Source organism: Pseudoalteromonas sp. 20-MNA-CIBAN-0454 (genome assembly GCF_040308685.1).
GTDB lineage: Bacteria > Pseudomonadota > Gammaproteobacteria > Enterobacterales > Alteromonadaceae > Pseudoalteromonas > Pseudoalteromonas nigrifaciens.
Genome location: NZ_JBEOOB010000029.1, coordinates 41,223 through 54,397 on the forward strand (window position 1 = coordinate 41,223; position 13,175 = coordinate 54,397).

Annotated in this window: 17 protein-coding genes; 11 read left to right on the forward strand and 6 right to left on the reverse strand. The window is 40.8% G+C overall.

The window, feature by feature from the left end:
- Positions 1–234 precede the first annotated feature (234 nt).
- The 3 genes from AAEZ22_RS13820 (at position 235) to AAEZ22_RS13830 (ending at position 1,093) form a co-directional block, all read left to right on the forward strand.
- Positions 235–447 carry an EF-hand domain-containing protein gene (locus AAEZ22_RS13820; RefSeq protein ID WP_352297654.1) on the forward strand — a complete coding sequence of 71 codons (213 nt, stop codon included), beginning with the start codon at positions 235–237 and terminating at the stop codon, positions 445–447.
- Between the two features lie 149 nt (positions 448–596).
- Complete coding sequence (locus AAEZ22_RS13825; RefSeq protein WP_011326750.1) at positions 597–809, forward strand: EF-hand domain-containing protein; 213 nt, start codon at positions 597–599, stop codon at positions 807–809.
- Positions 810–877: 68 nt separating this feature from the next.
- Complete coding sequence (locus tag AAEZ22_RS13830) at positions 878–1,093, forward strand: EF-hand domain-containing protein (protein ID WP_086996434.1); 216 nt, start codon at positions 878–880, stop codon at positions 1,091–1,093.
- Between the two features lie 75 nt (positions 1,094–1,168).
- On the opposite strand, the gene trkA is transcribed toward AAEZ22_RS13830, so the two are convergent.
- From trkA to def, 4 genes are all read right to left on the reverse strand, one after another.
- Positions 1,169–2,545, reverse strand: a complete 1,377-nt coding sequence (gene trkA, locus AAEZ22_RS13835) for a Trk system potassium transporter TrkA (protein ID WP_352297657.1) — start codon at positions 2,543–2,545, stop codon at positions 1,169–1,171.
- A gap of 87 nt (positions 2,546–2,632) precedes the next feature.
- Complete coding sequence (gene rsmB / locus AAEZ22_RS13840; RefSeq protein ID WP_352297660.1) at positions 2,633–3,928, reverse strand: 16S rRNA (cytosine(967)-C(5))-methyltransferase RsmB; 1,296 nt, start codon at positions 3,926–3,928, stop codon at positions 2,633–2,635.
- The gene (gene fmt / locus AAEZ22_RS13845; protein WP_086996430.1) at positions 3,921–4,886 is read right to left on the reverse strand and encodes a methionyl-tRNA formyltransferase; all 966 of its coding nucleotides are present in this window, start codon (positions 4,884–4,886) and stop codon (positions 3,921–3,923) included. The genes rsmB and fmt overlap by 8 nt, the downstream gene beginning before the upstream one ends.
- 24 nt (positions 4,887–4,910) lie before the next feature.
- A complete protein-coding gene (gene def / locus AAEZ22_RS13850) occupies positions 4,911–5,414 on the reverse strand; it encodes a peptide deformylase (RefSeq protein ID WP_011326755.1) in 504 nt (167 codons plus the stop codon).
- Positions 5,415–5,532: 118 nt separating this feature from the next.
- Between def and AAEZ22_RS13855 the strand changes: the two genes are divergently transcribed.
- The 6 genes from AAEZ22_RS13855 to hemF all read left to right on the forward strand — a co-directional run bounded on the left by AAEZ22_RS13855 (position 5,533) and on the right by hemF (position 10,651).
- Positions 5,533–6,654, forward strand: coding sequence for a LysM peptidoglycan-binding domain-containing protein (locus AAEZ22_RS13855; protein WP_011326756.1), 1,122 nt, complete (start codon positions 5,533–5,535; stop codon positions 6,652–6,654).
- Positions 6,655–6,682: 28 nt separating this feature from the next.
- Positions 6,683–7,774, forward strand: coding sequence for a DNA-processing protein DprA (gene dprA / locus AAEZ22_RS13860; RefSeq protein ID WP_352297663.1), 1,092 nt, complete (start codon positions 6,683–6,685; stop codon positions 7,772–7,774).
- Between the two features lie 20 nt (positions 7,775–7,794).
- Positions 7,795–8,268, forward strand: a complete 474-nt coding sequence (locus tag AAEZ22_RS13865; protein WP_352297666.1) for a DUF494 family protein — start codon at positions 7,795–7,797, stop codon at positions 8,266–8,268.
- Between the two features lie 267 nt (positions 8,269–8,535).
- Positions 8,536–9,111 (forward strand): DNA topoisomerase family protein, encoded by a 576-nt coding sequence (locus AAEZ22_RS13870; RefSeq protein ID WP_011326759.1) that lies wholly within the window; start codon positions 8,536–8,538, stop codon positions 9,109–9,111.
- A gap of 24 nt (positions 9,112–9,135) precedes the next feature.
- Positions 9,136–9,699 carry an L-threonylcarbamoyladenylate synthase type 1 TsaC gene (gene tsaC / locus AAEZ22_RS13875; protein ID WP_179807559.1) on the forward strand — a complete coding sequence of 188 codons (564 nt, stop codon included), beginning with the start codon at positions 9,136–9,138 and terminating at the stop codon, positions 9,697–9,699.
- 1 nt (position 9,700) lies between these two features.
- Positions 9,701–10,651: an oxygen-dependent coproporphyrinogen oxidase gene (hemF, locus tag AAEZ22_RS13880; protein ID WP_089368917.1), complete on the forward strand. Its 951-nt coding sequence runs from the start codon at positions 9,701–9,703 to the stop codon at positions 10,649–10,651.
- A 61-nt stretch (positions 10,652–10,712) separates the two neighbouring features.
- Here the strand turns inward: hemF and AAEZ22_RS13885 are convergent, their stop codons facing one another.
- Entirely contained in the window at positions 10,713–11,150 is a 438-nt protein-coding gene (locus AAEZ22_RS13885) for a group II truncated hemoglobin (protein WP_179807558.1), read from the reverse strand.
- Positions 11,151–11,204: 54 nt separating this feature from the next.
- Here AAEZ22_RS13885 and aroE point away from each other — a divergent pair, with 54 nt between their 5' ends.
- Together aroE and AAEZ22_RS13895 are read left to right on the forward strand one after the other, a co-directional pair.
- A complete protein-coding gene (aroE, locus tag AAEZ22_RS13890) occupies positions 11,205–12,029 on the forward strand; it encodes a shikimate dehydrogenase (protein ID WP_011326763.1) in 825 nt (274 codons plus the stop codon).
- Complete coding sequence (locus AAEZ22_RS13895; protein ID WP_011326764.1) at positions 12,026–12,280, forward strand: DUF1488 family protein; 255 nt, start codon at positions 12,026–12,028, stop codon at positions 12,278–12,280. The genes aroE and AAEZ22_RS13895 overlap by 4 nt, the downstream gene beginning before the upstream one ends.
- Before the next feature lie 4 nt (positions 12,281–12,284).
- Here AAEZ22_RS13895 and AAEZ22_RS13900 read toward each other — a convergent pair whose 3' ends face one another.
- A complete protein-coding gene (locus AAEZ22_RS13900; RefSeq protein ID WP_011326765.1) occupies positions 12,285–12,824 on the reverse strand; it encodes a gamma carbonic anhydrase family protein in 540 nt (179 codons plus the stop codon).
- Positions 12,825–13,175: the final 351 nt, after the last annotated feature.

A 13,175-nucleotide genomic window follows, 5' to 3' on the forward strand; every position in this document is an offset into this window, starting at 1 on the left:
AAGGTATTGAATTTGTTCGAACTTATTTTTTGGGCTTAAAGTGTGTTGCAAAAAGGCAACAAAAATAGACAGTTAATTATCACCTTTAAGTACATGTCACCTTTAACTAATTGAAGTTATTGATGTTTTAAATGTTGGCATCGAAGTTGTAATAGTTAAACTGTATTGCATTAAACGTGATTTAAAGTGAAGCACTTAATCGCAGTTAACATAAACTTTGAAGGAAGATTGATTATGAAAACATTAAATAAAACGTTAGCACTTATCGCTCTAGCATCGTCATCAGCCGCTTTTGCAGTAAGTGATTTTGATACCCTTGATGTAGATGGTAATGGCGCAATTAGTCAAAGCGAAGCTGCTGTTGATGCAGAGTTAATGAGTATTTTCTCAGAGCTTGATACTGACCAAAACGGTGAGTTATCAAAAGAAGAATTTTCTAAAGCATAAGCAAAATGCAAGGTTGATAAAATTCTGTGTTGCCAAAGACAACCTAAGTAAGCAAGGGAGCTTATGAAAAAGAATAACAAGGAAAGTATAAACCTTAGTATATCTAATTTTTTGATAAAGCATTGAATAACATAGTAAAGGATTAAATTATGAAACAGTTAAATAAAGCACTCGCACTTATCGCTCTAGCATCGTCATCAGCCGCTTTTGCAGCAAGTGATTTTGATACCCTTGATGTAGATGGTAATGGCGCAATTAGCCAAAGTGAAGCGTCGGTAGATTCCGATTTAATCGCACAATTTGCAGAGTTAGATACAGATGGTAACGGTGAGCTTTCTAAAGCAGAGTTTGCTAACTACTAATTACTTTTTCGGTTATTTTTCACAGCCAGGGATTTCTGAGAAGGACCTCTCATTTTTAGGAGATTATTATGAAAGTATTAAATACATCACTTGCGATTTTAGTTTTAGCGTCTTCAGCAGCAGCCTATGCAGCAGTGGATTTTGCCTCTTTTGATACCAACGGCGATGGTGTTATTTCTCAGCAAGAAGCTGCGGCAAATACACAGTTAGTAAAAATATTTGATCAGCTAGATACTGACGGTAATGGCGAACTTTCTAAAGAAGAGTTTGCCAAAGTACAATAAAGCTTTAGTACCCTATATTAAAAAAGCAGCTTAACTAAGCTGCTTTTTTGTGTTTAAAGTACCAACAATGTACTGCTATAAAAATATAGCGCTCACCTGAAATAGTTTTTCTACAATATTAATGTGCTTTTTATCAATTAAGAACATGATGACATGGTCGCCCGACATAATAATGGTATCGTCGTGGGCAATAAGCACGTCGTCGTTACGTACTACAGCACCAATAGTAGTACCTGCTGGGAGTTTTATATCCCTTACAGTTCGGCCAACTACTTTAGATGTATTTTCATCACCATGGGCAACAGCTTCAATAGCTTCAGCTGCACCTTTGCGTAGTGAATATACGTTAATAATATCGCCGCGGCGAACATGAGTAAGTAATGCCGAAATAGTGGCTTCTTGTGGTGAAATTGCAATATCAATATCGCCGCCTTGTACTAAGTCAACGTATGCACTGCGTTGAATAAGTACCATGGTTTTTTGTGCGCCCATACGTTTTGCTAGCATGGCCGACATTATATTTACTTCATCATCGTTGGTTACCGCAATAAACACATCAACCTGATCTATATGCTCTTCTGACAATAGCTCTTGGTCTGACGCATCTCCGCAAAAAACAATCGTGTTGTCGAGCATTTCAGAGAGTTGCTCGGCGCGCTCTTTGCTGCGCTCAATTAATTTTACACTGTGATTTTTTTCCAGTGAGCGCGCTAGGCCTGCGCCTATATTACCGCCACCAGCAATCATAATGTTTTTATATGAACGCTCTAACCTTTGGAGTTCGTTCATAACGGCGCGGATGTGTTTAGTGGCTGCTATAAAAAACACTTCATCATCGGCTTCAATAATTGTTGTGCCTAGAGGTTTTATCGCTTTTCCTTGGCGATAAATAGCGGCTACACGAGTTTCCACATTGGGAATATGCTGTTTAAGCGTAGATAGCGCATAACCTACTAATAAACCGCCATAGTAAGCTTTTACAGCAACCAAAGAGAGCATGCCATCGGCAAACTGCAGCACTTGCAATGCGCCTGGGTAGTCTATTAAGCGGCGAATGTACTTAGTTACTAATGCCTCAGGAGCAATATAGTGATCGACCGGCAAGTCATCGTTATGAAACAGCTTTTCACGATACTTTAAATATTGCTCAGAACGAATTCGGGCTATTTTAGTCGGGGTATTAAAAATACTATACGCAACTTGGCAGGCAACCATGTTTACTTCATCTGAACTGGTTACCGCGATAATCATATCGGCGTCTTCCGCACCGGCTCTGCGAAGTACATCTGGGTGAGCGCCGTGACCAGCAACGCCTTGTAGGTCATACTTATCTTGAAGCTCGCGTAAGCGGTTGCCGTCAATATCAACGACCGTTATTTCGTTTTGTTCACCAACTAAATTTTCAGCTAGTGTGCCGCCTACTTGGCCAGCTCCGAGTATGATTATTTTCATTATTTACCAGTGTTATAAGTACCTATTGCTATGAAGTATTAGCTATCTAAAATAAGATAGATAGCTAATTGTTGTGTGCTGTATAGGTTATATTCTTTTAACTAGTTTAGCGTAATAAAAGCCATCGCTTTCACCAGGAAGTAACTGTAAACCAGGTGTGTTGGGCGTGTCTTTATCATGTAGAGGAATATGCTCAACATCATTGTTATTAGCTAAAAACTTAGCAACTTGTTGTTGGTTTTCTTGAGGGAGTACTGAACAAGTAGCGTATACCAAGGTGCCACCTGGCTTTAGAAGCGGCCAAATACTATCGAGTATATCGCCTTGTAATGCTGCTAAATCGGCAATGTCTGATGCACGACGCAACCACTTTATATCGGGGTGACGGCGAATAACACCGGTAGCCGAGCAAGGTACGTCGAGTAAAATACGATCAAACTGTTTTTCATCCCACCAAGTGTGTGGTTGTGATGCATCACCACATTGTAGGTCGGCACCTAAGCCTATACGAGTTAAGTTTTGCTTAACACGCTCTAGGCGAGTTGCATCGCTATCAAGGGCAAGTACCTCAGCATCGGCCAACTCTAAAATATGACAGGTTTTGCCACCCGGCGCGGCGCAGGCATCTAAAATAGTGTCGTCATCTTTAGGCTCTAAAAAGCGCGCAGCTAACTGTGCAGCAGCATCTTGTACAGAACAAGCACCGGTATCAAACTCAGGTAATGAAAATACATCTCGTGGTTTAGCTAACTTTATCCCATCTATAAAATCAGGGTTAAGTGTATGCTCAATATCGTTAGCTGTTAGCATATCGCTGTATTCTTGCGTGCTGTATTGCGCTTGATTTACACGCAGCCACATAGGCGCTTGCTGTTGGTTTTCTGCAAGCAGATCTTCCCAACTATCAGGATAAGCTTCTTTAACTTGTTTGATAAACCAGTTTGGATGATTGTATAAACACACCGGAATAAGTTTGGCTTTTTCTTCAAGCTCAAGTTGTTGGCGCTGAAAACTACGTAGAATAGCGTTAATAAGTCCTTTTAAACCCAAAGCACGCAATTGTTGTAGTGCATTTACAGTTTCTGAAATTGCCGCATGTGGCGGAACACGCATGTGTTGTAGTTGGTAAATGCCCACATACAATAAAAACTGAAATATTCTACGCTTACCTTTTAACGGCTCCTCAACTAAATGTTGGCAGTAGTTTTCAAGGCTTGGTAAATAGCGTAAAACGCCATAGCAAATTTGCTGTAGCAGGGCTTTATCTTTAGGTGGCAAGCCTTGGCTGGCAAATGGTAGTTCTTGATTAAGCGAAGCGCCTTTATCAACTACGTTATATAAAGTTTCAGCGGCAAGCGCTCGTACGTTTGGAACATTACTCATTATTTTCGCCTAATATTGTGCCAGGAGTAACCCAGTCACTACGACCATTTAAAAAGTCGTTAATTGCCATTGGTTTTTTACCTTGCGGTTGTAATTGCGTAATACATAAAGCATGTTCGCCACAACCTACAATAACGCCATGTTTGTCGCTCGACAAAACGCGCCCGTTATTATCAGGCTGGTTGCTTGATTGCTCTACAACATGTGCTTGATAAATTTTTACTGGCTGCCCTCCCATTTGGGTGAAGCATACCGGCCACGGATTAAACGCGCGAATGTTACGCTCAATTTGCGCCGCGCTCATAGACCAGTCAATATTGGCTTCGTCTTTTGAGAGCTTTTTAGCGTAATTAGCCGCGGCATCATTTTGTGGCTCAGGGGTTATTTTACCATTCGCTAAGTTGTTAATAGTGTCAATAAGTGCACCAGGGCCAAGATCAGCTAATTTAGTATATAAACTGGCACTGGTTTCGGTGGCACTAATAGGGCAGCGGCTTATATGTAACATGTCGCCAGTATCTAGCCCTTCATCCATTTGCATTATGGTGACGCCGGTTTGTTCATCACCTGCCCAAATAGCACGTTGAATCGGGGCAGCACCACGCCAGCGTGGTAAAATAGAACCATGCACATTTAAACAGCCTAATCGCGGCGCATCTAAAATGGCTTTAGGTAAAATTAAGCCATAAGCCACTACAATCATGATGTCGGCATTAAGGCTAGTAAGCTCATTTAAGGCGTCTTCTGTTTTTAGTGATTGTGGCTGAAAAACCGGTAAGTTGTGCTCAAGTGCGAGCTCTTTGACTTCACTGGCTTTTAATTTTTTACCACGACCTGCCGGGCGGTCTGGCTGGCTATACACACCTACTATTTGGTGTTCGCTTTGTATCAGCGCTTGTAAATGACGTGCGGCAAAGTCCGGCGTACCGGCAAATATAATGCGTAATGGTTGAGTCACTGAGTTTTCCTAAGGTGCTTATTACTATTCTGCAAATTTGGCTTCTTTTTCAAGCTTTTTACGAATACGTTGGCGCTTTAATGGCGATAAGTAATCAATGAAAAGCTTACCTTGAAGGTGATCTAGTTCGTGTTGAATACAAATAGCTAGTAGTTCATCTGCATCTAGTACAAATTCTTCGCCTTGCTCGTTAAGCGCGGCAACAGTAACCGTTTCTGCGCGATCAACTTTTGCGTAAGAGTTAGGCACAGAAAGGCAGCCTTCTTCGCTTACGGTTGTACCGTCTTTTTTAATGATTTGTGGATTAATTAATACCAGTGGTTCGTTGCGCTCTTCTGATACGTCAATCACTACAATGCGTTGATGAATATTAACTTGTGTGGCAGCAAGACCAATGCCATTTTCATCATACATAGTTTCTAGCATGTCTTTTATAATCACACGGACTTGGTCGTCAACATGTGCAACTTCTTGTGCTATTGTACGTAAACGTTCATCTGGGAATCTTAAAACTTCTAACGTAGCCATAGTTACCTTTTACACTTATGCTTAATTTAGGGTATTGTATGCTCTTATTTTAGCCATTCGCGTTCCCCTTTAACAGGTTTTGGTCAATAATAATGAAAAAACAATACAAGGAAGCCCAATGAAATCTCCATTAATTGCAATTATCGTTGCATTAGGTGCTGCATTTTCTACTTATGCTGATGTGCTAAAAATAAAAAAAGATGCACCTAAACAGTATGTTGTGAAAAAAGGCGATACACTTTGGGATATTTCTGGGGTTTATTTAAACGAACCTTGGCTATGGCCTGAGTTGTGGCAATTGAACCCGCAAATTAATAACCCTCACCTTATTTATCCCGGCGATGCCTTAGCATTAATCTACGATGCGCAGGGAAATCCACGTTTAGTGATAAATAAAGCGTACCGAAAGCTGTCTCCTCAGGGGCGAATTACCCCTAAAGGCAAAAATGCAATTACCACCTTGCCACTAGAAATGATCAGACCTTATATAACTTATGAGCAAGCTATAAATAGCGACGATATAAAAGCTAAACCTTATATTTTAGGGGCAAACGAGAACACGAAAACACAAACGTTAGGGCATATTTTATACGTTAAAGGCGATTTAAAGTTACACCAAGCTTATGCAATTTATCATAAAGGTAAGCCATATTTAGACCCAGAAACTGGAAGGGTACTTGCTAATCGTGCTGCTTATGTTGGTATGGCTCGCGCCTTTAGAAAAGGCGATGCCGCTAATGGCGAGCCTGCATCGGTCAGAGTTGAGTCGGTGAAGCGCGAAATAAAACAAGGCGACTTTTTACTTCCAGCAATGGAAGGGCAAATGCTACCAGCGTATTTTAATATGCATCGTCCTACCCAGGCTGTATTGGGTTATGTTATTGCTTCGCCAAGCGATTCTAGAGAATTTAGCACTATGGATGTAGTGGTGCTAAACTTAGGGTCAGAGCAGCAAGTAGAAGTGGGTCATGTACTTGATATTGAACGCCAATCACCAAGCGTTATAGATGGTCCTCGTGGTCCTCGCTACACCGAGGACTCAAGTCGCTTTGAGAAGTTAATTTCAAATGCTAACGAGTTTTTTGGTGCTGAACCCGATGATGGAAGTACGGTTTGGAAAATGCCGAAAGAAAAAGTAGGTGAGTTAATTGTATTTAAGGTGTATGACAACGTAAGTTATGCGCTAATAACTAAAAATCAGCACCCAATTCGCGTTGGAGATATTGCAGTTATTCATTAAGTAGCGAGTCGGTGCTCTAGGAGAGAGCATGGATCAGTCATCTGGCAAGCTAGCCCACTGGCTTGCCTTTTATATATGTAAAGGGTTGGGTATTAAAACCCTTTTAGCACTATCTAAAAACCATTCCCTTGAGTCATTGTTTGGCTTATCTCATCAGCAATTACTGCAATTAGGACTAAGTGCTAATCAAGCTACTAATTTGTTGCACACTAATTGGCAGCAAATTACGCATTATGAACAGTTAATCCTACACAATAATATAACGGTTATTAGTATTTTTGATGCCGCTTACCCCGAAGATTTAAAACAAATAGCCAGTGCGCCTTTATTGCTTTTTTGCAAAGGCGATGTGTCGTTATTAACTAGCCCACAAATAGCCATAGTTGGGAGCCGTAACGCCACTCCCACCGGGCTGGAAATAGCTGCTGAGTTTGCATATCAACTTACCTTAGCTGGAATCACTATTACTTCAGGCATGGCCCGCGGTATAGACGGAGCTGCGCATAAAGGGGCCTTAGCTGGCAGCGGAAAAACCATTGCCGTGCTGGGTACCGGTGTTGATATTTACTACCCTAAGCGGCATAAGCTACTTACAAATCAAGTATTAGAGCAGGGCTTGCTTGTAAGTGAGTTTTTACCTGGCACTGCCGCGAATGCACATAATTTTCCGCGTCGTAATCGTATTATATCGGGGTTGTCGCTGGGGGTACTTATTGTTGAAGCTGAAATTAAAAGCGGTTCGCTTATTACTGTACGCTATGCGCTGGAGCAAAATAAAGAAGTATTTGCTGTTCCCGGATCGATTAAAAACCCACTTGCCCAAGCGAGTCATTTTTTAATTAAGCAAGGTGCTAAGCTCGTGGAGAATGTAAGTGATATTCTTGATGAGGTGAGCTTTGCTTATCAAAGTGGTTTTTTAACTCCAGAGCAGTCAACCCAAACCAATAAAGACTCCCAGTGTGAGGTGTTAAATAGTATTGGCTTTGAGGTAACCAGTGTTGATGACATTGTTCGCCGTGCTCAGTGGCCAATTGATAAAGTGCAAGCCAGATTGCTGGACTTGGAGCTAGATGATCAAATAGAGCGAGTTTTAGATGGTTACATCAGGTTAAATACTTAAGCTAAATGCGAGGTGGTGATATGTTTGAAGTGCTTATGTATCTTTTTGAAAACTATATTCACAGCGACGCTGGGCTCTTCATTGAACCTAACGAATTGACCGATGAATTATTACGAGCTGGTTTTAATCAAGCCGAAATATTTAAAGCACTAGATTGGCTAGAGCAGCTAGCCGAATTACAGCATAGTGACACATCACCATATTTAATCACTGACTCGCCACAAACAATGAGAATATTTACCGACCACGAATGCAAAATGCTGGATGTGCAGTGCCGTAATTTTTTAATGTTTGTTGAACGCATTGGCGTTACTAATGGTATTACCCGTGAAATGGTAATGGACCGCTTAGCAGCGCTAGATAAATCTTTTATAGGGTTAGACGATTTAAAGTGGGTGGTGTTAATGGTGCTATTTAATGTACCCGGAGCAGAAGTGGCTTGTGAGAAAATGGAAGATTTTATATTTGACCAGCCCGGCGACTTACTTCACTAATACCTAAATTCAAGATACCTATTAATACCTATTAATACCTATTAATACCTATTAATACAAAATATGAGCATACGAGTAAATTAAATTGCTTAAGTACTTTCGAAAAAGTAATTTATATAGCAAGTATATGCCATAATCTTTGCCTTATTATTGCACCGTACTTTTTACGCTATAATTGGCCGCTAATTTAATGTAATGGGTATAGCTATTGTATCTTTAAGTGTTTTGGGTATATTAGGCGAAAATTCACCAACCTTTAGGATCACCATGAGTAAAATCGACCATTCGCTTTTCTCGGCGAATAAGCACGCCCTAGAAAAAGAATATGAGATATGCCCACAATGTGGTTCAGAGTTAGTGATCCGCAATAGTAAATCAGGCCCATTTTTAGGTTGTGCCAGCTACCCCAAGTGCGATTTTATTCGCCCGTTGGCGCATCACGATAGCAGTGAAATAAAAGTGCTAGAAGATTCCGCATGTCCACAATGTAGTAAGCAGCTGGTGGTAAAAAATGGCCGCTACGGTATGTTTATTGGTTGTACAGGGTATCCAGAGTGTCATTACATTGCCAATGAAAACGAGGCAAAGCAAAATGAAGAGCCATTACCTAGTTGCCCTAAATGTAAGAAAGGCCGTTTAGTTTCACGTAGTAATAAATTTGGTAAAATATTTTATTCATGCGATTGCTACCCAAGCTGTAAATATACGCTGAATAATAAACCGGTTGAGCAATCGTGCCCAGAATGTAACTGGCCACTGCTGATTGAGAGAAAAATGGCTAATAGCACTGTGTTACAATGCCCACAAAAAAGTTGTATGCATAAACTTGCAGCCACTGAATAACGTTTAAAACTCCTGGAGACGATTTTGTCAGATCAATCTACTATAGCTGCTGCTATAACATGTTTAGCGCAAGGCGAAGTGATTTTATACCCTACAGAAGCTGTATATGGCTTAGGTTGCGATCCAGATAATCAACAAGCAGTTGAGCGACTACTGGCTATTAAACAGCGCCCGGTCGAAAAAGGCCTTATTTTAATTGCCGATAACTACGGGCAGTTATTAAAATATGTAGATGATGCCAAAATCCCAATGGATAAACGTGCCGACATTTTTTCAAGTTGGCCAAATGCGATTACTTGGGTTATGCCCGCAGCTAAAAACACCCCAAAGTGGTTAACTGGGCAGTATGACACTATTGCAGTTAGGGTGACTAACCATCCAACCGTAAAGCGCTTATGCCAAGAGTTTGGTAAGCCACTGGTATCAACTAGCGCTAATTTAAGCGGTCAAAATACAGTATTAAGCATTGCCGAGGCTAAAAGCCAGTTTACTGAGCAGGTAGGTTATTATGTTGATGAGCCACTCGGTGGTAATACGCAACCAAGTACAATTAAAGATGCCATGAATGGCAAAGTATTTAGAGGTTAATATGCAAAGTGAATTATTAGAGCAAGTAAAAGCCTACTTTATGGCTTTGCAAGACACTATTAGCCAAGGCCTTGAAGCAGCCGATGGTAAAGCTAAGTTTATAGAAGATAACTGGCAGCGTAGCGAAGGCGGCGGCGGACGTACACGCGTTATCACTAATGGTAATATTATTGAGCAAGGCGGTGTTAACTACTCGCATGTATTTGGTGCCTCTATGCCCGCATCTGCAACCGCACACAGACCCGAACTTGCAGGGCGAAGCTTTCATGCTTGCGGTGTGTCATTGGTTATTCATCCAAAAAATCCACATATACCAACCAGTCATGCCAATGTGCGTTTTTTTATTGCCGAAAAAGAAGGCGAACAACCAATATGGTGGTTTGGTGGTGGTTTTGACTTAACCCCTTTTTATCCTGTACTTGATGATGTAGTACATTGGCATCAAGTAGCACATGACTTATGTGCACCATTTGGCGATGAGTTGTATCCAAAGTACAAAACCTGGTGCGATGAATATTTTTATTTAAAGCATCGCGATGAAACACGCGGTGTAGGTGGGTTATTTTTTGACGACCTAAATGAACTGGGTTTTGAGCAAAGCTTTGCCTTTACGCAAGCAGTAGGTAATGGCTTTTTAGAGGCTTACTTACCTATTATAGAGCGTCGTAAAAAAGATGAATACACAGCGCAGCAACGCGACTTCCAGCTTTATCGTCGTGGCCGCTACGTAGAGTTTAATTTAGTCTGGGATAGAGGCACTCTGTTTGGTTTGCAAACGGGTGGTCGCACCGAATCTATATTAATGTCTATGCCACCGTTAGCGCGTTGGGAGTATAACTACACTCCAGACGCAGAGAGTGCTGAGGCTAAGTTATACCAGTATTACTTACGCCCTCAGCAATGGTTGAGTACACAACCAAATGATTTAATTGCTAGAGAGTGTCAGCTTTAAGGCTTCTCGTGTAAATATAAAAGGCGCTACATAGCGCCTTTTTTGTATTTAGCGTTATGCGTTAATGCTGGTTAATCATATGGCTCGCTAGCTGTCCAAACGATTGCTTAAGGCCTTCTCGTAGTAATGGATTATCTACTTCAAGGTCTAATGTTTTATTCATGCAGTACATCCATTGGTCGCGCAAGTCTTGATCAATGGTAAAAGGCATATGGCGTTTACGCAGCATAGGATGGCCATGTTTTGCTACAAATAGGTCTGGGCCGCCTAACCAGCCAGATAAAAATTCAAAAAACACTTGGCGAATTCTATCTAATGGCAGAGGATGCATATCATATAATGGTTTAGCGTATTCATCTGTAGCCATAATATCGTAGAATCTATTTGCAATAGCAAGTGCGCCTGCTTCTCCACCTAGTATTTCATAAGGTGTTTTTTCAGGTGTGGGTGTTTGCTCTATTGTGGTGGGCTTAGATTTTGAAAAAAGTCGTTTAATCATATTATTTATCATCGTTAATAGGCAGTATTACTACTGCAAAGAGGTTGCTTTAAAATGGACAAATATGCGGTTTTTGGAAATCCAATAAAACATTCAAAATCCCCCGCGATACATAAACAATTTGCTATCTCTTTAGGTGAGCAAATCGACTATCGCGCAATCTTAGCACCTATCGATAACTTTGAAAAAACAGTATCGAATTTTTTTGCTCAAGGCGGTAAGGGAGCTAATGTAACTATGCCCTTTAAAGAACAGGCTTTTGCAATGGCAGATGAGCTCACACCTTTAGCTAAAATTGTCGGTGCAGTAAATACCTTAAAAAAGCAAGCAGACGGCACGTTACTAGGCGATAACACCGACGGCATCGGCTTTGTAAGCGATCTGCTGGCTAATAATGTCAGTATTACCGGTAAACGTATTTTAATAATAGGCGCAGGCGGGGCTGCAAGGGGGGTTGTTTTACCCTTGCTGGATCATCAGCCACAGGAAGTTGTTATTGTTAATCGTACCGCCGAAAAAGCACAAAATTTAGCAAAGTTGTTTGCTCAACATGGGAATGTATCGGGTTATGGTTTTAACAATCTACCAGAAAACGATTATGCGCTTATCATAAACTCTACCTCTAGCAGTATGAATGACGAGCTTCCAGCACTTGATCAAAAACATATTACTAACTGTGAAGTAGCCTATGACATGTTTTATTCACTGCAAAATACCATTTTTATGAATTGGGTAGCGCAGTATAATAGTAAGACTAAATTGTTGGATGGCAGCGGCATGCTAGTTGGTCAGGCTGCCCAGGCATATTATGTATGGCGTAATAAAATGCCTGCAATACTACCTGTCGTTAATGCACTAAAACAGGGAGCACTTACATGAACCAAGCAATACAATTTATAGATAGGTTAGAATTTAGAGAGCCAGCGCACCAATTAGTCTTTTTTGCACAAGTAAATGGCATGCTGGTGGAATGTGTTATTGCGGTAAGTAGTTTAGGTTTGACCGATGAAAGTCATGCAACAAGTTATTTTGAAAAAAATCGTTTTGATTACGAAGAGCGCGCCGAGCAACTTATCGAAGATGAAAGTTACAACTCGGCAGGCCAAATAGAAGTCAGCTTAATTAGCTAAGTGCTTATATAACGTCGTCACTTAAGTACTCATTTTTAAGCAGTACATAGTTATCCGCAGATACTTTTAAAAATGTAAGCTCTTGCTCGGTAAGCGCTCGAGCTTGCTTAACTGGACTGCCTACATATAAGTAACCAGACTCCAAACGCTTATTTGGTGGCACCAATGAACCCCCGCCAATAATCACATTATCTTCAACAATGGCATTGTCCATAATAATTGCGCCCATTCCCACCAATATACGATTACCTAACTGACAACCATGTAACATAACTTTGTGCCCAACCGTTACATCATCACCAATTATAAGCGGATAACCTTCGGGGTTACTTTTGGTTGCTCGCGATAAATGCAGCACGCTACCATCTTGTATATTAGTACGCTCACCAATGCGTATATAGTTTACATCACCACGGGCAGCAACTAACGGCCACACGCTGCTATCATCACCCAAAGTAATATCGCCAACCAATACCGATGATTCATCTATATAAACAGACGCATTAAATGAAGGGATAACACCTTTATAAGAACGGATTGTCATATCTGCACCTTTAACTAACAGTTATATTAAATTATGAGTGTAACAGCAGAGCTTATTTAAGTGCCACAAAAGCAGTAATTGTTTATAAAACTATCAGTTTTAGGCGCTTTAGCTCAGTTACTGAGCGAACGTCGTTTTTTTTTAGTTTTTCAGTAAAAAATGCTTGATCTGTTTTCGGATCTCCCTATAATGCGACCCCACTGAGACGGGAAAAGTCAACGCCTAGCGAGACACGAACTACTCAGAGAGTTAAATAAAACTTCGGTTTTAAATATTCCAAAAAGAAAGTTTAAAACTAAGTGTTGACTCGAAAAATAAAGGATGTATTATACGCATCCCTTGAGGCGCTAA